General features: G+C 37.1%; 15 protein-coding genes and 1 tRNA gene. 10 read left to right on the top strand and 6 right to left on the bottom strand.

What is annotated here, in order from left to right:
* Positions 1-47 precede the first annotated feature (47 nt).
* Positions 48-638 (bottom strand): outer membrane beta-barrel protein, encoded by a 591-nt coding sequence (locus tag C245_RS0116595; protein ID WP_017497732.1) that lies wholly within the window; start codon positions 636-638, stop codon positions 48-50.
* A gap of 139 nt (positions 639-777) precedes the next feature.
* Here C245_RS0116595 and C245_RS23210 point away from each other — a divergent pair, with 139 nt between their 5' ends.
* Genes C245_RS23210 through C245_RS0116580 form a run of 3 tightly spaced genes read left to right on the top strand, consistent with a single transcriptional unit; the run spans position 778 to position 4,803 of the window.
* Positions 778-1,359 carry an RNA polymerase sigma-70 factor gene (locus C245_RS23210; RefSeq protein ID WP_017497731.1) on the top strand — a complete coding sequence of 194 codons (582 nt, stop codon included), beginning with the start codon at positions 778-780 and terminating at the stop codon, positions 1,357-1,359.
* Positions 1,360-1,361: 2 nt separating this feature from the next.
* Entirely contained in the window at positions 1,362-2,318 is a 957-nt protein-coding gene (locus C245_RS0116585; RefSeq protein ID WP_017497730.1) for a FecR family protein, read from the top strand.
* A complete protein-coding gene (locus C245_RS0116580; protein WP_017497729.1) occupies positions 2,308-4,803 on the top strand; it encodes a TonB-dependent receptor in 2,496 nt (831 codons plus the stop codon). The genes C245_RS0116585 and C245_RS0116580 overlap by 11 nt, the downstream gene beginning before the upstream one ends.
* A 208-nt stretch (positions 4,804-5,011) precedes the next feature.
* Here the strand turns inward: C245_RS0116580 and C245_RS0116570 are convergent.
* From C245_RS0116570 to C245_RS0116555, 4 genes are all read right to left on the bottom strand, one after another.
* Positions 5,012-5,085, bottom strand: a tRNA-Ile gene (locus tag C245_RS0116570).
* 147 nt (positions 5,086-5,232) lie between these two features.
* Positions 5,233-5,637 carry a methylmalonyl-CoA epimerase gene (mce, locus tag C245_RS0116565; RefSeq protein ID WP_017497728.1) on the bottom strand — a complete coding sequence of 135 codons (405 nt, stop codon included), beginning with the start codon at positions 5,635-5,637 and terminating at the stop codon, positions 5,233-5,235.
* Between the two features lie 22 nt (positions 5,638-5,659).
* Positions 5,660-8,017 carry a hypothetical protein gene (locus C245_RS0116560; RefSeq protein ID WP_017497727.1) on the bottom strand — a complete coding sequence of 786 codons (2,358 nt, stop codon included), beginning with the start codon at positions 8,015-8,017 and terminating at the stop codon, positions 5,660-5,662.
* Positions 7,977-8,981 carry a hypothetical protein gene (locus tag C245_RS0116555; RefSeq protein WP_017497726.1) on the bottom strand — a complete coding sequence of 335 codons (1,005 nt, stop codon included), beginning with the start codon at positions 8,979-8,981 and terminating at the stop codon, positions 7,977-7,979. Before C245_RS0116555 ends, C245_RS0116560 begins: the two co-directional genes overlap by 41 nt.
* A gap of 174 nt (positions 8,982-9,155) precedes the next feature.
* On the opposite strand from C245_RS0116555, the gene C245_RS0116550 reads away from it, so the two are divergent.
* Both C245_RS0116550 and C245_RS23205 read left to right on the top strand, forming a co-directional pair.
* Entirely contained in the window at positions 9,156-10,850 is a 1,695-nt protein-coding gene (locus C245_RS0116550) for an Ig-like domain-containing protein (RefSeq protein ID WP_017497725.1), read from the top strand.
* Between the two features lie 24 nt (positions 10,851-10,874).
* A complete protein-coding gene (locus tag C245_RS23205) occupies positions 10,875-11,318 on the top strand; it encodes a cytochrome c oxidase assembly factor Coa1 family protein (protein ID WP_017497724.1) in 444 nt (147 codons plus the stop codon).
* A gap of 15 nt (positions 11,319-11,333) precedes the next feature.
* On the opposite strand, the gene C245_RS0116540 is transcribed toward C245_RS23205, so the two are convergent.
* Complete coding sequence (locus C245_RS0116540) at positions 11,334-12,101, bottom strand: nitrilase family protein (protein WP_017497723.1); 768 nt, start codon at positions 12,099-12,101, stop codon at positions 11,334-11,336.
* Positions 12,102-12,341: 240 nt separating this feature from the next.
* On the opposite strand from C245_RS0116540, the gene C245_RS24750 reads away from it, so the two are divergent.
* The 5 genes from C245_RS24750 to C245_RS0116520 all read left to right on the top strand — a co-directional run bounded on the left by C245_RS24750 (position 12,342) and on the right by C245_RS0116520 (position 22,444).
* Positions 12,342-12,470, top strand: a complete 129-nt coding sequence (locus tag C245_RS24750) for a hypothetical protein (RefSeq protein ID WP_255348305.1) — start codon at positions 12,342-12,344, stop codon at positions 12,468-12,470.
* Between the two features lie 159 nt (positions 12,471-12,629).
* Complete coding sequence (locus tag C245_RS0116535) at positions 12,630-15,866, top strand: SusC/RagA family TonB-linked outer membrane protein (RefSeq protein ID WP_081603543.1); 3,237 nt, start codon at positions 12,630-12,632, stop codon at positions 15,864-15,866.
* A gap of 18 nt (positions 15,867-15,884) precedes the next feature.
* The gene (locus tag C245_RS0116530; RefSeq protein ID WP_017497721.1) at positions 15,885-17,384 is read left to right on the top strand and encodes a SusD/RagB family nutrient-binding outer membrane lipoprotein; all 1,500 of its coding nucleotides are present in this window, start codon (positions 15,885-15,887) and stop codon (positions 17,382-17,384) included.
* A gap of 363 nt (positions 17,385-17,747) precedes the next feature.
* Positions 17,748-20,903: a SusC/RagA family TonB-linked outer membrane protein gene (locus C245_RS0116525; RefSeq protein ID WP_026110116.1), complete on the top strand. Its 3,156-nt coding sequence runs from the start codon at positions 17,748-17,750 to the stop codon at positions 20,901-20,903.
* An 11-nt stretch (positions 20,904-20,914) separates the two neighbouring features.
* Positions 20,915-22,444, top strand: a complete 1,530-nt coding sequence (locus C245_RS0116520; protein WP_017497719.1) for a SusD/RagB family nutrient-binding outer membrane lipoprotein — start codon at positions 20,915-20,917, stop codon at positions 22,442-22,444.
* The last annotated feature ends 211 nt before the right edge of the window (positions 22,445-22,655 follow it).

Genomic DNA, 22,655 nt, shown 5'->3' with positions numbered 1-22,655 from the left:
AGGTATTTCATTTTTTCATTAAGTACACCCACAGGTCAAATTAGTATTTAAAATTTATAGTTTAGACCTGCACTGATAATTCCTCTATGTCCAAATCCTGCTTCTACAAATCCCCCAAGTTTTTTACCTACGCGAAGACCTGCAGGATTAACCTGAAAAGCAAAATCTACATTATTGTCTTTAACGGCTGGTTTGTTAGGTTCTGTGCTTGTATATCTGTCCAGAATAACACCTGCAGCAGCGGAACCGTAAAAATCCAACCATTCTGTTTTTATGTAACTAAACGATAACGTAGGCATGACCATAAAATAGTTATTGGTTCTCTTAGCAATAAGTATGTTGTTTTTGTCGCTTTGTTTGGTTTGTTCCTGTTGAAAAGCGACATCACCACCTAATCTTATTCGTTCAGTGATCTGATATCGATACCCCAAACCAAAATTTCCGGAAGAAGTTGTCTCAGAATTTAATTTTTGCCCCAGAATTGCAGAAGATAATGCATTTGAAAAACCTTCTACAAAAGTCATTGGTATACCATCGCTATAGGTTAGATTTACTTCATGTTTACCGATTTCTTGTGCTTTTACTACAGTTGTACCGAATGTTAAAAAAATTACGCATACAATAATTGACTTTTTCATTTGTTTTAATTACTTTATAGTTAATAAATTTAAATTTGTGGCAAGAATATCTTACACTGCCTTATTACTAATACGTCAAAAAATAAAATACCCCTATTACGCTGCAATAAAAATTTAAAATCTCCCTACTTTTTATGATATGAATGAGGACCTAAAGCATTTTAAACAATTGTTCAACGAGCTTTATCAGCCCTTATGTAATCATGCCTATAAGTATCTTCAGGATAGGGATGAAAGTGAAGATGTGGTGCAGGAATTGATGATTAAAATATGGGAAACCCGCAAGGATTTACTTTCTGAAAAGAGCCTTAAATATTACCTGTATATAGCGGTTAAGAATCGGTGCATATCTATTCTGAGAAAAAAAATCTATATGCTTGACATTGACGAAATGTCTGCCGATATTGCCGAAGAAATCCAAGAAACGAAACCCTTACCAGATGCTAATCAGCTTATAGAACAGGCATTTAATGGAATTTCACCAAAATGTCTTGAAATTTTCAAACTAAGTCGTCTTGAAAAATTAAGCTATAAGCAAATTGCAGAAAAATTAGGAATATCAATAAAAACAGTAGAAAACCAGATGGGCAAAGCCATCAAACATATACGGGAGTTTGTTAAACAACATCCCAACTTAATTATTTTCTTTAAAATATGGTATTTTAGTTATTATATAGTGGGGGTTTTAAAAGAATTTGTGTTTTATTTAAAAGAGGTATAACCATGGACAGCCAAGATATTAATGTATTATTAGCAAAACATTTTTCAGGAGAAACGAAACCTGAGGAAGAAGCTGTGTTAATGAATTGGATAAAAAACAATCCTGATGAATACCTCTCGCTTAAGATTTTTTTTGCAGAAAGTCAGCCATTAGACTCTCCTCAGTTATTTGAAACAGCTAATGCCTGGAACCGCATAGCTCCAAATTTATCCTCCACAAAGACAACCGTATTTCAGCTGTACAAAAAATATCTATACGCGACAGCTGTTGCAGCCGTTTTTATTTTAATAAGCACGTTCGCTTTCTTGTATGCAAATACCGAGATAACTGTTCAGACAATTAACGGGCAGGTAAAAAGTGTCGAATTGAGTGATGGCTCAATAGTTACTTTGAACGACAATTCGAGTATTAGTTATAGAAGATTTCTGTGGAACAACCGAACTGTCCGTTTAAATGGGGAAGCTTTTTTTGAAGTAAAACATGACGAGAGCAGACCTTTTTCTGTAAATACGGGTACTCTATCCGTAAAAGTTTTAGGAACTTCTTTTGTTGTAACAACAACAGAAAAAGAAAAATCGGTAGACGTGATTACAGGAAAAGTCAAGGTTACCGCCACTCCTACTAATCAAACAGTCATTTTGGAGAAAAAACAGGCCGTTCATTACGTTTCCAACAGCTTAATTAAAAGTGACACAGCCGACAAAAACTTACTTTCCTGGAAAACAAAGTCTCTTTCTTTCGAAAATACTCCACTTCAAAAAGCCTTTGAGGATATTGAAGATTGTTATCATATTAAAATACAGGTAGAAGGCAAAATCTCTGATTCCTGCACCGTTACCACAAATTTCAAGAACGAATCCATAAAAGAAATATTGGAAGAATTCCGTTTATTGTTTGGGCTTAGTTATACACAAAAAGGCAATACTGTTTGGGTGAAAAACATATCGTGTGAAAAGTAATTCTCCCATAAATAACTGGTTAACAACTTCATTCTATTTTGTACTTTTCTTTTGTGCCGGATCTCTACAAGCACAAAAAACAAGCTTACTGGAAAAAAAGATCACTATCCAAATAGAAAATGATAGTATCGGAGCTTATATTACTGCCATTATAGCACAAGGCGCAAATTTATCCCTCAGTAATAATAAACTCAATCTTGGCAAAAAGATAAAGATCGACAAAGGAACTTATAAATTGAAAACACTTCTACATCTTCTTTTTGAAACAGAATCAGTAAAATTTCTCGAAAAAGACAATAAAATAATTATCTACACGGTTTCGCGAGCTCCTGACCCCTTTACTATTAGCGGTTTTGTTTATGCAGGCGACAGTAAAGAAGCGCTACCCTACGCTACCGTACGAGTTTTAAATACAAACATTGCTGTTAATTGTAATGATTATGGCTATTATACGCTAACATTACCCGAAAACAAGTACATCATAAATGCGAGTTATACCGGTTTTACTTCACAAACAGATACGATACTGGTAAACAAAACCATTAAAAAAAACTTCAATCTTACAATGGGACTATCCCTTGCTCCGGTTGAAGTTAAGTCATCCAAAAAACCTTTAAATGAGATTTCCAGCATAATCGATACGCAACATGTTAACGCTCTTCCCTTTCTAATGGGGCAATCAGACCCGTTAAAACTTCTTACGCTAAAACCGGGCACCTACGGCACTTCTTTAAATGTAAGAGGAGGCTCAAGCGATCAGAATCTGGTTTTATTAGACGGTGTTCCTATTTACAATTACAATCATTTTACAAGTTTGTTATCTATTTTCGATTCGCAGGCCATCAAACAAATAAGTTTTTTCAAAGGCGGCTTTCCGGCCCGTTACGAAGGAAGACTATCATCGGTCATAGATGTTAAAACAAAAGATGGCGATATGCAGTCCTACCATGGGGCCGCTAATATTGGCTTACTAACGGGTTCTGCGATGATTGAAGGACCTATCATAAAAGACAAGATGTCTTTTATGATTAGTGCGAGAAGAAGCTGGATTGATGCTTTGACCGAAGCGATTTTTGATCAGGATATTAATTTTAAATATCGGATGTATGATGCCTATTTTAAGATTAACTATTTTATTAATTCCTCCAATCGGCTTTACCTTGGTGCCTATACCGGCGGAGATCTTATTCGTGTAAATTTCTTTTCTTCCGAAGCACCTCAGCTTACCTGGAACAACAGAACACTTTCTTTGCGCTGGAACAGGGTATATAATCCCAGACTGTTTCAGAATTCGGTTCTAATGCTAAGCAACTATAACAACCAATTTGCCAATGCAGATGAGGATGGAACCAGAAAGTTTCGCATTACAGATATAGGTATCGAAAACAACCTGAATTATCACTGGTCGTCATTCCTAAATAGTGCTATAGGCTTACGAATAAATATGACCAATTTTTCCAGTAAAAATATTGAAAGAGAGCAATTGATAAAGTCACTACATTTCAAAACCTATTGGGACAATGATATAACGCTGTCTGATAAAGTTCGAATAAAAGCGGGTCTTCATTATGCAACTTTTTTAACTAAAAACAAGGTTTATAATTCTTTTCAGCCCCGTACCAGTTTGGTTTATAAGTACAACACTTCTAATAGTCTCTTTGCCTCTTATGCCATAATGGAGCAATTTTATCATCAAATTACCCAGAATACCTATGCCTTACCCTCAGATTTACGAATGCCGAGTACAGATCAGTTACCTCCGGAAAAAGCTTTTATCTATGAAGCAGGCTATGAAAAAACTTTAAACAAAGGATACATCCGACTACAGCTATACGAAAAAAAAGTATCCAATATTTTAATGTATCAACCCCTTTATGATACTCCAGATCAAGACGAAATACAATCCCCTCTAATCGGGTTTGGCAATTCAAGAGGCCTGGAACTTGAATTTTCCAAGCAGTTCAAAAAGTTTGATGTACAGACATCGTATACCCTGAGCAAATCGACATTGAGATTTCCCACAATAAATAATGGTCAGACGTTTAATTCTCCAAACGATATAACCCATCAAATAAAAGGAGCTGTTACCTGGAATATTAATCAATCCTGGGTACTATCCACCATGTTTAATTATAGTTCCGGTGTTTTAATCTCGGCACCAGAATCTTTTTCCTATAATGATAAAAAAGACTCGTACCCAGTAGATCCCAACCAAAGCAACGAAATATCGAAGCCAAATAATTACCGCCTACCGAGAAATTACAATGTCGATGTTGGCGTCTCAAAAACAAAAAAAACGAAATCCGGCAACCAATCCAGATTGTACTTTGGAGTTAACAATCTCGTAGGTCAGTCTCCACCGTTTATCATTGAAACCAGTTTAAGTAATGGTACCTTTAATTTAGAACAAGCCAGAATGTTTAAATATTTTCCTTACGTTGGATATACTTATACTTTTGGAACGGGTAAAGAAAAATTAAATTAATTTCCGGAATCTTTAAAAAACAAGGCATAAATAAAATCTACAATCTCTTTTTTGATAGCAGCCCTTGAAATGAGCCAATACATTTTCTCTCCTTATAAACAAATAAACCGGACAGGTTTTAAAAACCTGTCCGGTTTGTAATATTGATCCTAATTAATTGATAAAACAAAAAAGCCTCTACATTGCTGTAAAGGCTTTATTCCTGTAGTGGTCCCACCTGGGCTCGAACCAGGGACCACCTGATTATGAGTCAGGTGCTCTAACCAGCTGAGCTATAGGACCGGTTTGAGGATGCAATATTACTACTATTTTTCATTCACTCCAAATATTTTGGGAGATGATTTGCATTTAATTTCAAACAACACCCTGTGTTTCCTAAAACACAATTGATTTTCAACTGCTTATTTCGAATCTTAAAAAGAAAATTTTTTATTTAATTTCCTGACAAAGTTCCACCAAAACACCATTTGTGTTCTTTGGATGTAAAAAAACCACTAATTTATTATCGGCTCCCTTTTTAGGAACGTCGTTAATCAGCACGAAACCTTCATTTTTCAAACGGGCGATTTCGGCATGAATGTCTTCGACATCAAAAGCAATATGATGGATTCCTTCTCCTTTTTTCTCCAAAAACTTTGCGATAGGACTTTCAGGATTCGTCGCCACCAAAAGCTCAATTTTATTGGTTCCGGTTTGAAAGAACGAGGTTAAAACCCCTTCACTTTCTACCGACTCCATTTTATAGGACGGAACGCCCAATAATTTTTCGAACAGCACATTGGCATCTTCCATATTCTTCACGGCAATTCCAATATGCTCAATTTTATTTACCATAACCTCTAAATTTTAATTTCAATTATTGATTTACATACGTATTAAAGTAACCGCATTCGGCAATAACATCCTGATAATACTTCGTATCCGAATAGTCTTTCTGCAGCGCTTTAAAACCACTCCAGGCAATAAAATTAATTTTATCGTCGTCGGCTTCCCACCAGTTTTTAAGATTGTTGTACTTATTATTGTAATATTCGTTTCGTTCGCATTTCGCCAGCATATAAATACATTTTGCCTTTTGCTCTTTTGTTGTGGCCGCTTCCAACGCTTTTTGGTAGTACATTCTAGGAAGATCACAATTGGTTATCATTCGCTTCATCGAATCCCTGAAAGAATACGGACTTGAACCGTAACCTATAATTGTGATTTCATAAAAAGTTCTTCCGTTTCCGAAATGTGTAATATTATAAAAGGCGTTACCCAACAATAAGCTATTCGTGTACATGTCTTCTTTTTGAGCCAGTTTACCCTGCATTTCCTTTATGGTGGTCAGGAAATCCATAAAAGTATATTTTCTTTTTTGATACGCCGTGTGATCGCAGTCATGACAGTCCTTTATATTTCCGTTAAACGGATTCCCCAGAAACTTGCTGTATTGAACCGAATCGGTTTGTTTCATGTACTCAATAGCTTCCGGTATTTTATTTTTAAAGGTTGCCTGAACCGCCTGAAAATTATTGATATCCTTCAATTTCAAACTATAAATCCCTGCTCCGATACTTTCAATTTCAGATTTATTGGATTTAGACAAGAAAGCTTTCATGTCCAATAAAACTTTTTCATTGTCATAGAATGAATTTCCATCGTTCCAATAACTGTAACGCGATTCGCCATAAATTTCAGCCATTACCGGATTCCCCTTTTCTCTGTAAAGTGTTGACAAATAACTTCTGCTCCAGGAAGAAGCATTCTGATAACGAAATTCCTGCCCTTTGTAATTCTTTGGAAGTTCAAAATACAACCAGTTTAAATCGGCGAGGATTGTTTTTTCGTTTTTATCCGTAAGCTTATCTATTTTGCTCAAATTATTTACAAAACGAAGCAAACGCAATTGCATTCCTGCCAGTTCTGTTTTAGGAAGCGTTTTTACCGCCTTATCAAAATTCTTATCTGCATTGGCATAATCTCCTTTTAAAGTCTGTAAATACCCCAGAGACAAATCCCATAAGTAAGGTCGGTCTGTATTTCCTGCTGCCGAAATTTTAGCGATTAAATCCAATGTTTTTTGATCCACCTTCACCTGATTTTCGGTTTTGTTCTCAGCCACACTAAGTTTTTTCATAGGCTGATTTTCTCCTCCATCCTTCTGAAACGAATTGTTTATCGCTTCCTCTTGCCTGTTCACTAATCGTGTTGCCAAATAATTCAGATGTTCGCTTTTAGGATCTAATTCATAAATCTTTTCAATGGACTGTTTTTCGTCTTTGTAGTAACCACGAACAGCCCAAAGCGCTGCTTTCTCCTTATTATTTTTAGCCATCGTCAACGCTTTATTCCAGTCGGTTTCATTTTTCGGACTAAAACAATAAGCAGTAACGGTTCTCAATTCCGGGCATTTATCAAAAACCTGTGCGTACAAATAGTTTGAAGCTGCATATTTATTTTGCTTGTGATTCACTCCTGCCACGTAGGAAAGTGCTCGGTAATACAGCACATTTTTAGGAACCGATTTTTCTGTTTTATTAAAAAAATCAATGGCTTTTTGTTTGTTGTTGCTGTAAAAACGAGCTTTCATGGTCAAAAACCAATATCTGTTTTTCATAAAAGGATCCGAAGTCGTATTGTACACATTCTCGATAGACTGAATCATTTTGGCATCATTGAATGTTTTTGCCTCCACCGGATCGTAACTCCAATAATCTCTGTTAATAGAAACGGTTTCTATTTTTTGCGCCAGATACAAAAACTCGACAAAGCTTTTTACTTTATCATCCTTCAGCGAGATCTTTTTCCCCCACTTCAAAGAGGATTTATTTTCCTTTTTGCTTTTATAATACACATGAAGATCTTTGATTTCTTCCTTGTTTTTTATCGGACTTTTATTCTCCGAGTAATAATCCGGCTTTTCGTCTCCAATTAAAAAATAATTGACAGTAGTGGTATCTATTTTCCCTTTAAGGTACGTTCCCCAATCGGACTTGATATCTTTATTGAAACGGGAATTGTGCTCGGTATCAAAACCAATTCCGTAGAAAATTCCACCCGACAGGAAAAGCGGTGAATACGATTTGTCTGCAAAAGTTTCGGGAGTAAAATTAGAACTGTACGATCCAAAATAATCCCAATCGCCATCCGCACAAGCATAAATTACTCCGTATGCAAAAAGTAAAACCGCACTAGAAACAAGAAATAACTTGTTCAAAAATATTCTTTTCATAGTTTTTTAAATTGAATTCGTCTAAATCGTAAAATATAATTTCTTTTGGCTGCTGCGCTACATTTTCGGAAAGCTCTTCTGCCATTTGTTTTAAATCTGCTGCCGTAATCGCCTCCATTTTTAAGAGGTCATTTTCTTCATAAAAAACTCCATTCTTATAATTGGATTTTTTCGCTTTAAAAAAGATTCCGCTTAGTTGTTGAAAATTTGGATCCTTTTTGAGTTCAGCTACATTCATTTTAGAGCGCAAACCAATCACTTTTTGGTTTCGGATATGAATTCCCCACGAATATATTGGTAAGGCAAAATCGAGATGCATCGGATACTTTTTCAGGCTTTTTAAATAGCGTTCTGCAATTTTCTGATCGTATATCGAATTTAAGGAATCGGGAGCAATTGACCCCATGTTGTAATACATCAAAACTCCGGAATCTACGTTCGGAATTTTAGTTTTCTTAAAATATTTCACCTGATGCAAGCGAATTGTTGCGGAGAGTTTTTTTCCGGAAAGCTTTTTAACACGCTCAATAAATTTAAGATAGTTGTCTTTACTTTTAAGGGTCCAGTCGCAATCGATCTGAATTTCCTGAGATGTAATTTTGTTCTTCGTGCTGATTTCTTCAATCAGACGAACTGTTTTCTGCGCCAGATCCTCCACATCAAGAGAAGAAGACAACATAACTTTGTTTTGAATAAATACTACGGGTACAATTTCGAACTTGGTTACGGCGTCCTGAAAACGAATCGGACTAAGCGGAATGGGTTCTTTGGTCTGGGGATGCTGGCCAATATCAAAATACCTGATATAAAGTTTAGTGACTTCATTGTCCTTCAAAGCAAGCTTCTCCGTTTCAGATAATTTCAGAATGGTTTTCCAGTAATAAAAAGCAACAACCGGCTTTTCATTCTTATTACAGGAAATCAGAAAAAGAATTAAGAAACCAATAAAAAATCTTTTGATCAAAACTTAGGAAAAATTACATTTTAAACCCAAAAGTAAGAAATTCTTCGCTGTTATTGTTTTGAATTTTAAAAAAAAGAGCAATTTGCAAAAGCTGTAAATCCTAATAAATGGCTAAAAAGTTTCAATTAAAGCAAATATAATTGTTATTTTGTGCAATCAAATTCAGAAACCGTTATGTTGAAAAACAACTTTAGATATATTGCATTTTTACTGGTCTTTTTTATGTTAAGCTGTGCCAAACGCGGCAGCATTACCGGCGGACTAAAAGACACACTGGCTCCGGTTTTAAAATACAGCTCGCCTAAAAATTTCAGTACTGATTTTAAAGGCAACGAAATTATTCTGGGTTTTGACGAGTATGTAAAACTTAAAAACCTCAACAAGCAGCTTATTGTTTCGCCGCCAATGAAACATGAGCCGTTGATTTTACCTACCACACCGAGTAAAGTGATCACGATTAAAATAAAAGACACTTTGCTGCCGAACACTACCTACAGTTTTAACTTCGGACAAAGTATAGCAGACAACAACGAAGGAAACTCGATAAACCAATTCAAATATGTTTTTTCAACAGGCCCTTCTATTGATTCGCTTTCGATAAGCGGACAAATTAAAGATGCTTATGAGAAAAATGTAGATAATTTTGTTTCGGTAATGCTTTATGAGATAAACGATACCTACCAGGATTCTTTAATTTACAAGCAAAGTCCGCGCTACATTACCAATACGCTGGACAGTTTACGTACTTTCAAATTAGAAAACTTAAAGGCCGGAAAATACCTGTTGATGGCCCTGAAAGACAAAGGAAGCAACAACAGATACAACCCGAAAGATGATAAAATTGGCTTTATCAAACACTACATTACCGTTCCGAACGACACTGTTTTTGAATTGGAATTATTCAAAGAAGTTCTTCCGTTTAAAGCTGTAAAACCTGTACAAGCCTCAGGAAACAGGCTGTACCTTCCTTACGAAAGCAAGCAAAACTTTAAACTTTCGAAACCTAAAGTGGTCCTGAAACACGGGAACGACACCATGGAAACGATTGTTACCGCATTTCCTAAAAAGGATTCCCTGCAAATTTGGTACAAACCTCTAAAAGTTAAAGCAGATTCTTTGGTAGTAGAGGTTAGTAAAGAAAAATACAACAAAAGATTTAGTGTAAAAATTAAAGACCAAAAGAAAGACACTTTAAACATAACCGCTGTTCAAAACGGGACTATCAATTTCCGTGATCGATTTACCTTAGAATCAACTACCCCGCTGGTAAAATTTGACAAATCAAAAATTCGATTGGTTAACAAAGATTCAACTGCTGTAGATTTTACTACAGAATACGATGAATTTGAGCAAAAACTCTATGTTGATTTCAAAAAAGAGCCTGTTGAAAAATACAGCATAACATTTTTCCCGGGTGCACTGACTGATTTTTACGAAAAAACCAATGACACTCTGGCTATTAAACTAAGCACAAAAGAACCTGCCGATTATGGAAACCTGGTTCTAAACCTAAAAAATGTTAAACGTTTTCCAATTATTGTTGAAGCGACTAACGCAAAAGGGGATGTTGTATACGCCAGTGATTATTCTGAAGGCAAGACTAAAATTGAATTCAATTTATTAGTCCCTGATAAATTTACGATTCGAATAATCTACGACGACAATAAGAACAAAATTTATGACTCAGGAGATTTCCTGAATAAAAAGTACGCCGAAGAAGTATTTTATTACCAAACCCCAGTAGATGTCCGCACCAATTGGGATGTCGATCAGGCTATTGATTTAAGTATCCCGTTCAATCCTGAAGTAGAGAAAAAACAAGCAGAAAAAAAGAAAAAAGACGAGGAGAAAAAAAGGAAAGCCTTTTAAATTTTAATAGCTGAGCGCAGCGCTATGGAAAACGATTTAATTGAAAAAGAAAACTGGTTTAAAAGAAACTGGAAATGGTTTTTACCTTCCGCCTTCCTATGTATCTTTTTAATTGGAATTTTAGCTGCATCAACCTCTCAAGATAGCATTACTGATATCGCCAAAGCTTATTCAGACGAGCTGCTTTTTGAAAAAGCAATTGAAAAAGCGAATAAAAACCCAAGCATACTTGAAAATATTGGCACAATTGAACCTATCGATAAACTGGCTATTCTGGAAGGAAACGTTATGTATTCCAACAATCACAATACCGTTAATTTATCCGTGAGAGTCAACGGAGCCAAAAGAAAGGGTAAACTAAACATTTCTGCTTTCAAAAAAGGAACAGAATGGGTGTACCAAAAAATTGCTGTCCGTACCAAAAATCCTAAGAACGAAATTATCGTCTTAGAAAAACCTCAAAAATAAGCTTTCGAATTAGAATCAAAAATCGATTCTAAACACATCTTTATCGCTTAAAAAATCAAGTTTTTTTCGGGTTTCCAACATCGAATTTTTATCCAATTCCACCACAAAAACATCTTCACTCTCCTGTGGTTCCAGAATATAATTTCCTAAAAAATCAACCGCTTGCGAATGGCCAGTATGTTCAAAATTATTGGCGTCCAGCCCTACTCTGTTAACCCCAATCACATAACTCAGATTTTCGATCGCACGGGCTTTAAGCAAAGCATCCCAGGCGTTGGTTCTTACTTTGGGCCAGTTGGCCACATACAGCAGTAAATCGTAGTTTTCGACATTTCTGGCAAAAACAGGAAATCTCAAGTCATAACAAACCTGCAGGCAAATCTTCCAATTCAGATAATTCACAATTACTTTTTCATCTCCTCTGGTATAAAACTGATCTTCTCCTGCAAGCGAAAACAAATGGCGCTTGTTGTAATATTGAAGTTCACCTGACGGAAAAACAAATACCATTCGATTGTAATACTTCTCGTTCTCCACAATAACGAGACTTCCCACAATAGCTGCATTTTTTTGTTTCGCCAAAGACTGTATCCAGGAGATAGTCTCCCCTTGCATCGTTTCGGCAACAGCTGCGGCATTCATCGTAAATCCCGTTGAAAACATTTCCGGCAGTACGATCAGATTAACGTCAGCATCGATTAAATTGATTTTGGCCTCAAACTGCTTTCTATTCTCTGAAGCATTCTCCCAGTAAAGATTGGATTGTATAAGTGCGATTTTCATATGGTAAAAATACCTTTTTTTTAAAACAAAAAGTCTAAATAAGATTTGAGTTTCACAAACCCTCCTACAAAGAGCCACAAACTCAGTAAATATGGGATTTTTCAGAATAAAAAAACATTATCTGAAAAAATTATGCAAAAATATTGCACAATTTATGCGAAAATATTGCTAACAATGAAGATAATTTATATATATTTGACCGCTGATTAAAAAACACAACACCTTAAAAAACACTTAATTATGAAAAAACACCCAGTTTTAAAGGGCGCACCGCCAACAATGATTCTTACAAACAGTCACGAATCATTTGCAATAAAAAAGCAAAGCACTAAAATACCACAAGCAGATTCCTTATTCTTTAAAGCGTAATACTAAAGCTACAGTAAAGACCACAACTGTAGTAAAAGCAACAGGATTCTATTTCTAATAATTCGTCTTCAGGAAACGAATTAAGAAACTCTTTTCACCTCACCAGTGAAACAAAAAAACAATCAATCAATAAACCTCAACTAACTAAAAACCCAAAGAATGAAACAAACTATTTTATTATTTATGTTCTTTTTTGCGATACAGGTCACCCAGGCGCAAGTAAAAACCATCAAAGGAACGGTGACCGATACTAATGGCATCTCGATACCGGGAGCATCCATAAGCATAAAAGAAGAAAAAAGAGGTACCACAACCGATTTTGACGGTAAATTCTCTATCGACGTACAGGAAGGAAAAACACTTACGATTTCCTTTTTAGGATTAGAACCACAACATATCCTAATAGGCAATTCTAACAACCTCAACATAAAACTAAAAGAAGCTGCTGCAACAGCCCTTTCTGGAGTAGTCGTTACCGCATTAGGCATCAAAAGAGAAAGAAAAGAACTTGGTTATTCTTTTCAGGACATAAAAGGAAAAGATTTAGCAGACAATCCCACACTAAGCGTAGCACAATCTTTATATGGAAAAGTTGCAGGGGTTAACATTTCGCAAACTACAGGGGGTTTTGGAAGCAGTTCCCGCATTGTAATAAGAGGAAACCGATCTATTAGCGGTGACAACCAACCTCTATTTGTTGTAGACGGAGTTCCTTTAGGCAATACGGGACTAGCCTCGGTCACTGATTCTAAATCAGGAAGATATTCAGATGGAGTCGATAATGGGGATGGATTATCCAGCTTAAACATGGATGACATCGAAAACATTTCTGTACTGAAGGGGGGAGCCGCCAGTGCACTTTACGGAGAGCGCGGTGCCAACGGAGTTATCGTTATTACCACCAAAAAAGGGAAAAAAAACTCATTAAAAGCAGAATATAACGGAACAACCACGTTTGACCAAATTAATACAACCTATAAAGATTTTCAAAGACAATATGGTACTGGATCAAATGGCCTACTCCCAAATCCAAATGATATCGCGAATGCAAAAAATGCCACTACAAGTGCATGGGGACCAAAATTTGGATCGCCCGGCAATACTACAACACGAATTTTTGACGGTTCTTACAAACCTTATGAGAATGTCAGAAACAACACTAGAGATTTTTTCAGAACTGGAGTAAGTGTCAACAATAGCTTTAGTTTATCAGGAGGAGGAGACAATACCAGCTTTAGATTAAATTACTCCAATCTTGACGCCACTGACATAGTTCCTAAAAGCGGTTTAAAAAGAAACACTTTTACATTAGGCGTTAATTCACAAATACAGAAACTGACACTGGATGCAAAATTTAGCTATATCACTGAAAACACAGACAACAGACCTTCATTATCCGACGATGCCGGCAACCTCGGATTATCTGTAGCTGCAATAGCCCCAAATATCGATCAGGCCTGGTTAAAAAATTACGAAAACCCAAACGGCATATATTACCCTTGGAACTCAGACCCCAACCGACTAAATCCTTATTTTGTACTAAACGAAAATAAAAACGAAACGCAAAAAAATCGAATTCTAGGAAATTTCAGTGCCACTTACGCCATTACCAATTGGCTAAGCGCTACAGCTAGGGCCGGAATTGACCGTTTTACATTTGAAAGTTCTGATTTTGTTAACGCTGGAAGCACCTGGAACTCCAGACAAAATGGCTCCCTGATAAACAACAACACTACCTTTCAGGAATACAACACAGAAGCCTTATTGAACGCTCAAAAAACGTTTGGCGATTTTAACGTAACCTTTGGTGTTGGAGCCAATCAAAGAAACTCTCAAAGAATAATTTCAGGAGTTGCACTTAGTGATATGATTACAAACGGAATCAATAAACAAGCTAATTTCGTATCCAGTATTCTGAGCCCAAAAACAAACGACGAAATACTCGTACGCTCAGTATACTCGTACTTAAGAACTAATTATAAAAACTATCTGTTTTTAGACTTTACCGGACGTAACGACTGGAATTCCACTTTAGCCACGGCTGTTGGCACAGCGGGTAACAATAATTATTCCTACTTCTACCCGTCAGTATCCTCCAGTTTTATCTTTACTGATGGTTTCGACATTAAAAGCGATGTATTAACTTTTGGAAAAATTAGAGCTTCATGGGCCGGAACTGCAAAAGCACTGGAAACACCTTACAACACAGCTCTTTATTACAACATACAATCTAAACCCCTATTAGGCAATTCTATAGGCTCTATAACGAACAGCATACTTCCGAACAACCACTTAAAGCCAGAATTCACAACAAGTTACGAAGTAGGAGCTGACTTAGGTTTTTTCAAAAATCGTCTACAGCTTGATTTATCTTATTACTACACCCGAACTAAAAATCAGCTCATCGTATTAAACGTTTCGCAGGCCTCTGGCTTTGTAGGCATAAATGCCAATGCCGGTGCAGTTGAGAACAAAGGTTTTGAGGCCTTAATAACCGGAGGAATTTTTAGAAATCCCGACGGTTTCAATTGGGACATGACTCTGAACTTTGCAAAAAACAGAAATACTTTACTTGAACTAACCGATCAAACTGATCTTCAGGTAGTATCCAATGCAAGATGGGCCGGTGCACAAATTGTAGCCAAAGTAGGAGAAAGTTCTACCGAAATTTACGGAAGAAAGTTCCAGAGATCCCCAGATGGTCAAGTCATTATTGGATCTAACGGGCTTCCACTTTTAACTGATGGTTATGAGAGTTTAGGCAGAACTGCTCCGGACTGGATCGGCGGTGTAACAAACGAATTTTCATACAAAGGAATTAGTCTTCGAGCCAATTTTGACATGAAATTTGGAGGTAAAGTTTATTCCATGACTAATGCTTATGCCGCTTATAATGGACTAACAAATGAAACCTTAGAAGGAAGAGACGGGTACAACGCATGGGTTGCCGAGCAGGTCGCAGCAGGAAAAACATTAAATCAAATAGGCCAGTTAACCCCAACTGCAGGTCTTATTGTCCCTGGAGTAACCGAAGTTAGAGACAACACAGGCAATGTAACCGGATACCAAAATAACACCCGATATGTCAACCCACAAACGTACTGGAGAAGTTTATATGGCGACAACACTACACCGGAACCTTTTGTTTATGATGCCTCTTACGTAAAACTGAGAGAAGTCTCTATAGGTTACGATTTTCCAAAAAAATGGCTAAAAGGCACAGGATTCGAAAGATTTAAATTTTCTATTATCGGAAGAAACCTATGGAATGTATATTCTAAAGTTCCGAACATCGATCCCGAATCTACCTATACGAACGGAAACGGGCAAGGGTTTGAATATGGTTCTTTGCCTTATAGAAGATCTTATGGTTTTAACTTACAATTATCATTCTAACACTCAAATTTGATCCTAATGAAAAAACATATAACACATTTAACAAACTGTATGCTGGGTGTAATTTTATTGCTTAGCACAACCAATTGCGCAGACGATGAACTTTTTAGAGAAACTAATACCAATCCGGAATCTTTCTTAGGTGTAGCTCCTCATTTACAATTAACCGGAGTCGAGGCTGCCCTTTCTGGCGGAATCTTTGAACAGTGGAGAGCCAATCTTATTTATGGCGAAGGATTTGTGCAGCACTTAGGAGCAGCATGGGCAACTACAACTTACGGCTCTTTCTATGCTGCAAATACGGAATATCAGGGAGCACTTTGGAACGCAAATTATGGCGGAGGCTTAATACGCAATGTAGTAGATCTCACTGAAAAAACCAACGGAAAACCAGAATACAAAAATATGAATGCCTTAGCAAAAACACTTAAAGTAATGGCATTCCAGCGTCTCACAGATTTATACGGAGACATCCCGTATTTTGAAGCAGGTTTAGGCTATCACAAAGTAGTTCTCTATCCCAAATACGACAGCCAAAAGGATATCTACACTGACTTTTTTAAACTTCTGGACGAAGCTTATAACCAACTACAATCAGGTACAGATCCGATAAGAGGGGATATTTTTTATGCTGGCGATATCTCAAAATGGAAAAAAATGGTTAATTCATTGAGATTACGCTGCGCGATGAGGATTTCAAAAGCAGATCCTGCCCTTGCCAAAGAGCAAATTCAAAAAGCCGTTACCAATGGTATATTTACGAGCAATGATGACAATTGTTTCATGAAACACGACTCGACACTTCCGGAAACAAGTGGGGCAACAAACAATGGTAATGGACTTTCTCACGCCTTTAAAGGCAATGAATTATTCGATCGTGCTACCATCACGATACTTAACGCACTGGGGGATGATCCGAGGAAAAAAATATGGTTCTTACCCGTAAATGGCAATTATGTTGGTATTGACCCAAACATCTATGGATACGAATTCGCACCCGGAGGAAGCGATGGCCTTTCTAAAATACAACCTTATTTATACGAAAACAGTGCTCCGTACCTGCATCTCACCTACTCTGAAACACAACTCCTTTTGGCAGAAGCTTCTTTTAGAAATCTATACACAGGCGACATCAAAACTCTTTACAAAAAAGGAATTGAAGCCGGAATCAGACAATGGATTATTTTTAAAGATGCCAGCATTATCGACAACAACGCTATTACTGCTTTTCTTGCTACTAAAAATCTTACCCCCGGAAAAGAATTGGAAGAAATTGCCACACAACAATGGCTTACTTTATTCTTAAACGGAATGGAAGCTTATAGCAATTACAGACGCGTAAATTTTCCAACTTTGATTAAGATAACCACTGTAAGATCTACAACAAACGGAATTATGCCTTCAAGACTACCCTATCCGCCTGAAGAATCTACCGCTAACAAACAGAACTACCTTGCTGCCAGTGCTAAATACAACAACAACAGCTGGTTTGCTAAACTTTGGTGGGATGTAGATTAAACTACTAAACCCTATCCAACACAACTCCTTTCATGTTGATCCTAATACCATTCGTAATTTATAAAGAATTGCGAATGGTATTTTTTTAGGCCTTTCCGATCAAAAACAAGCAAAATCACCGATTCCTACCAATCTAAAAATACGAATTTTAAGATTAAAATAAATTCTTTCCAAAAAAACTCAATCTGCAAAATTTTCTCAGAACACCTTTAGAAACCTCATTTCTTTTGGATTATAAAAACACTTCAGAAAAAAATATTGCAAAAAAAATGCATTTTATGCAAAAAAAATGCAAATGAATAGAAATTATCTATATATTTGATCGCCAATAAAACCAAAATAAAACATGAAAACCAAAGTATTATGAAAGCAAAGCTAATTTCATTAGTATTTATTGGGGGAGTAATCTTCTCAGCAAATGCAAAAGAGACTGCAATTAAAACGCATCTCTTTGAACAAAAAAGCAGTCAGATTGAAATTTCGGGCCAAGTCATTGGTCAGGACGATGGAATGCCAATTGCCGGAGCTACTATTTACGCCAAAGGCAATACGAAAACAGCTACTATAACCGATGAAACAGGAAAATTTAAACTAAATGTTCCGGAAAATGAAACTCACATCATCATTTCTTACATGGGTTACGGAACTTTAGAGTATAAACTAGATAAGGTCACAGATGTAGTAATAAGTTTAAAACCTGCTGAAAATGTACTCGAACAGGTTTTAGTAACTGCACTGGGAGTTAAAAAAAGTACAAAAGCAATTTCTTATGCTGTAACCGAACTTAAAGGAACTGAATTTACAAAAGCCAAAGAAACGAACATCACTAGTGCCCTGGCAGGAAAAATTGCCGGTGTAAACGTGAGTGGTACTGCAACAGGGCCAACCGGATCAACCAGAGTTGTAATTCGTGGAAATGGTTCCTTAAACGGAAACAATCAACCGATGTACGTTGTAAACGACTTGCCAATAGACAATACACAATTAAACTTACCAGGTACCGGAAATGCACCGGGATCACCAAGAATTAACGTAGACCGTGGTGATGGTACTTCCGTTATCAATCCCGATGACATCAAAAGCATCACGGTACTAAAAGGAGGAACCGCTGCTGCACTGTATGGTGCAAATGCTGCAAACGGTGTGATCTTAATTCAGACTAAAAGAGGATCAGCTCAAAAAGGAATTGGTGCAGAATACAACACTTCCTTCACTTTTGAAACTCCGGCTATTAAACCGGACTGGCAATATGAATACGGATCCGGAGATGCAGGACAAAAGCCATTAACTCAAGCAAAGGCTATAGAATACGGACGCTGGTCGTGGGGAGCTAAAATGGACGGGACAGACGTAATTCAGTTCGACGGTGTAAAAAGACCTTACTCTCCTCAAAAAGATAACATTAAAAACTTCTACCAAACCGGAACTACATTTATCAACTCTCTAGCTTTATCAGGAGGAACCGACAAAGCATCCGGACGTCTTTCGTTTATGAATATGGACAATCAGGGTATTGTACCTAATACTTCTTTTAATCGAAAAAGCGTCAACATTGCGAGTAATGTTAACGTAACAAACTGGTTAAAATTTGACGTTGTCGCACAATACAATATCGACAAAACAGAGAACAGAACTACAGTATCTGATGCAGAAGCAAATCCGAACTGGGCAACTTATATGATCGGCAATACAGTCGACATTAGAAATCTTTCTCCGGGTTATGATGCGAATGGCAGAGAGGTAGCCTGGAATCCCGTTGCAGTGGCTACCAACCCTTACTTCGCCGTTAATAAAATTAAAAACAACGATACCAAAAACCGCTTTATCGGTATGCTAAACGTAAAAGTGAACTTTACTCCCGAATTATTCCTTCAGGGAAGAATCGGGCAAGACTATACGAATTACGATTTTTACGCCTACATTCCTAAAACAAGTTTAAACAATCCTGTTGGATACGGACAGGGATCAAAAGTTAAATTATCCAATTTAAACTCTGAAGCCATTCTGAACTACACTAAGAAAAACATCTACAAAGATTTCTCTTTGAATGCTTTGCTTGGAGTTAACTCCCGTACCAATGTAAGAGATGAAGTGAGAATAGACGGATCTAATTTTATATTAGACGATTTCTACTCTTTAACCAACTTAGCCACCATAACCTATGCTTATCCGTATGGAAAAACCAAAACAAATTCTGTGTACGCTGCCGCAGATTTAGATTATAAAAATGTGGTTTTCTTAAACTTTACTGGACGTCAGGACTGGTTTTCTACCCTTTCAAAAGACAACAATAAGATATTCTATCCGTCAGTAGGAACAAGCGTAATTCTTTCAGACATTGTAAAAATGCCGGAATGGATTTCATTCAGCAAAGTAAGAGCTTCCTGGGCACAAGTTGGTGGAGCTACTCCGGACCCATACGCCTTAAACCAATCCTACTCTATGATTCAGGGTGGACATAACGGTCAATACTTACAAAGTACAACAGGTTCAAGAGTTCCAAATTCGACACTAAGTCCATTAACTTCAACAACTGTGGAGGTTGGAACAGACATGGGATTCTTCAACAATCGCTTAAATCTTGATTTTGCCTGGTACAATCGCGAAACCACAAATGACATTGTAGAAACTACCATCTCCAACGCCTCAGGAGCAAGAACCGCATTACTGAATCTTGGAAAAATGAAAAACACCGGAGTTGAACTTTTACTGAGCGGAAAAATCATTAACAACGATAACTTTTCATGGGAAGCCAGCATTAACGGATCTTACAACAAAAACACCGTTGAATCACTTACTGGTCAATTGAATTCGCTTACTATGGCAACTTCTGTGAACGGATATGTCACCGTGAACAGCGACGTTGGTCGTCCTTACAGTACTATAAAAGGTTACAAACCTCTTAAAGATGCCAATGGCAACACAGTGTATAATGTAAGCGGCAATACGGCAACTGTCGCACAAGGTCCTCTTGAAGAATTGGGTCAGGGTGTTCATCCCTGGTCGGCAGGTATCAGTAATGAATTTAAATACAAATCAGTATCGTTCAGCTTTTTAATTGACGGTAAATTTGGTGGAGATTTATACTCCGGAACTGACTTGTACGGAACCCGTATGGGGTTGACCAAAATGACACTGGAAGGTCGTGAGAACGGATTGCCAATTTCAGGTGTTGATCCTAAAGGAAATCCTGTAAATATGGTTATTGCGCCGGCAGATCTAAGAACTTATTATGACGGTTTAAGAAACATATCTTCATATTTCGTTTACGATGCCAGTTTCATAAAACTAAGACAAGTAATTATTGGCTATCAACTGCCAATTGAAAAATTCGGTTTTTTATCCAAACTTCAGGGAGCCTCAGTTTCTTTTATTGCAAGAAACCTGTTCATTCTTTACAAGAAAACTCCAAATGTGGATCCTGAATCTGTGTTTAGTGCAGGAAATGCTCAGGGTATAGAGCAATTTGGAGTACCTAGAACAAGAAGTTTCGGACTAAGTTTAAATGTTAAATTTTAAAGAACAAAACCATGAAAAAAAGAACCATTTTATATATGGCAGGTATACTTTTAGGAAGTATGACAGCCTGCACCAAAGATTTTGAAGAAATCAACACCAACCCCAATTCGGTTGAAGTACCAAATGCGACTTTTATTTTTAGTCAGTCACAACTTGATGGCCTAAACAACAACTACTTTTTTACAAACGTGCTGCAATGCGGAGGTATGCTCCAGCATTATGCTACCTACAAAGAAGCATCAGGTGTGGGAGACAAGTACTTAAACAACGAGTCTTACTATTCTGCTTACTTCAACAGAGGTTATCCAACTGCTGTCAATGAAATCCAAACGGTAATTAACACTTTAAAAGATAATCCGGTCGAGAGCAACAAACTCAATATCGCAAGAATCTGGAAAGCCTATATCTACCACCGTATGACCGATTTATATGGAGACATTCCTTATACCGAGGCATCAAAAGCTTATACTAACGAACATTTTCTTCCAAAATACGACAGTCAGGAATTCATCTATAAGGACTTACTAAAAGAACTTGATGAAGCAGCAGCAGCCTTAGATCCGGCCAAAGCAAGTTTTGGCAAGGCCGATTTTATTTATGAAGGCAATATCGCCAAATGGAAGAAGTTTTCTTACTCCTTAATGCTTCGTCTTGGTTTACGACTTTCAAAAGTTGATCCTGCATTATCCAAAACCTGGGTAACAAAAGCCATTACCGGTGGAGTAATCGTAAACGGAACGGACAATGCGCTTATTAAATACACTGATGGGCCAAATGATTTCAACAGAAATCCTGCCGGTATTGACTCCAGAAGTCTTGATTTTGCCAAAGACTCCTTTGGACAAAAAAATACAGAAGGCGGAAAACTGGCCAAAACTTTCATCGATGTACTAAAAGCTACTTCAGATCCAAGACTTAGTGTTTATTCTGGTGTTTGGCAGGGAACGGTACAAAATACAGATCCTGCAGTACAAAAAGGTTTTCCGAACGGAACTAAAACGGCTCCGTCTCCGGCAGAACAAGGTACTTATTCTGAACCTAACCAAAGTACTGTGTTCCGATACGATGCTCCGATGATGATCCTGAGCAATGCCGAGACTAATCTTTACCTGGCCGAAGCAGCCATAAGAGGATGGTACACCGCTGAAACCGATAAAGATTTATATGAGAAAGCTGTAAAAGCATCTTTCCTGAACATGGGAATTTACGGTGCAGCTTATGCTATTACCGACGCAACAGCGTATCTAACAACAAATCCGTATAATGTGGCAGGAACTTTTGACCAAAAGATGAATCAGATACACAGCCAGATCTGGATCGCATTGTTTGTAGACGAGCAGGAAATTTATGCCAACTGGAGAAGAACCGGGTATCCTGCATTAGTCCCGATAAACTTTCCCGGAAATGTTACAAACGGAACCATTCCGAGACGTATCAAATACCCGGTAAGTGAATATTCCGTGAATTCAGCTAACTTAGCAGAAGCAGTTAAACGTCAGGGACCTGATGCGTTTACTACAAGAATCTGGTGGGATAAATAAAAATAATAACCGTTGACAAAATCAAACACATAGAAACATAGATTCTGCAATCCTAAAAAGATGTTTCACTTGCATTAATACGCATCCCGATGCATCGGGACTATGTTTTAAAAGCTGACTTTTTTGTTATTCTTTTATTAAGTAAAAAAATCTATGTTACTATGTGTTTAATAAATTTTAAACGAATTACTCTCAACGGAGTTAATAATAC

The organism is Flavobacterium sp. WG21, assembly GCF_000335775.1.
Lineage (GTDB): Bacteria > Bacteroidota > Bacteroidia > Flavobacteriales > Flavobacteriaceae > Flavobacterium > Flavobacterium tructae.
Note: the sequence above shows the minus strand (reverse complement) of the source record. Positions and strands in the feature narration are given on the sequence as shown.

Excerpts from the sequence above, each read along its gene's own strand:
- C245_RS0116560 (WP_017497727.1), bottom strand. The coding sequence starts at position 8,017 with ATGAAAAGAATATTTTTGAACAAGTTATTTCTTGTTTCTAGTGCGGTT.
- C245_RS23205 (WP_017497724.1), top strand. The coding sequence starts at position 10,875 with ATGGAAAACGATTTAATTGAAAAAGAAAACTGGTTTAAAAGAAACTGG.
- C245_RS0116550 (WP_017497725.1), top strand. The coding sequence starts at position 9,156 with ATGTTGAAAAACAACTTTAGATATATTGCATTTTTACTGGTCTTTTTT.
- C245_RS0116540 (WP_017497723.1), bottom strand. The coding sequence starts at position 12,101 with ATGAAAATCGCACTTATACAATCCAATCTTTACTGGGAGAATGCTTCA.
- C245_RS0116535 (WP_081603543.1), top strand. The coding sequence starts at position 12,630 with ATGAAACAAACTATTTTATTATTTATGTTCTTTTTTGCGATACAGGTC.
- C245_RS0116530 (WP_017497721.1), top strand. The coding sequence starts at position 15,885 with ATGAAAAAACATATAACACATTTAACAAACTGTATGCTGGGTGTAATT.
- C245_RS0116525 (WP_026110116.1), top strand. The coding sequence starts at position 17,748 with ATGAAAGCAAAGCTAATTTCATTAGTATTTATTGGGGGAGTAATCTTC.
- mce (WP_017497728.1), bottom strand. The coding sequence starts at position 5,637 with ATGGTAAATAAAATTGAGCATATTGGAATTGCCGTGAAGAATATGGAA.
- C245_RS23210 (WP_017497731.1), top strand. The coding sequence starts at position 778 with ATGAATGAGGACCTAAAGCATTTTAAACAATTGTTCAACGAGCTTTAT.
- C245_RS24750 (WP_255348305.1), top strand. The coding sequence starts at position 12,342 with ATGAAAAAACACCCAGTTTTAAAGGGCGCACCGCCAACAATGATTCTT.
- C245_RS0116585 (WP_017497730.1), top strand. The coding sequence starts at position 1,362 with ATGGACAGCCAAGATATTAATGTATTATTAGCAAAACATTTTTCAGGA.
- C245_RS0116595 (WP_017497732.1), bottom strand. The coding sequence starts at position 638 with ATGAAAAAGTCAATTATTGTATGCGTAATTTTTTTAACATTCGGTACA.
- C245_RS0116520 (WP_017497719.1), top strand. The coding sequence starts at position 20,915 with ATGAAAAAAAGAACCATTTTATATATGGCAGGTATACTTTTAGGAAGT.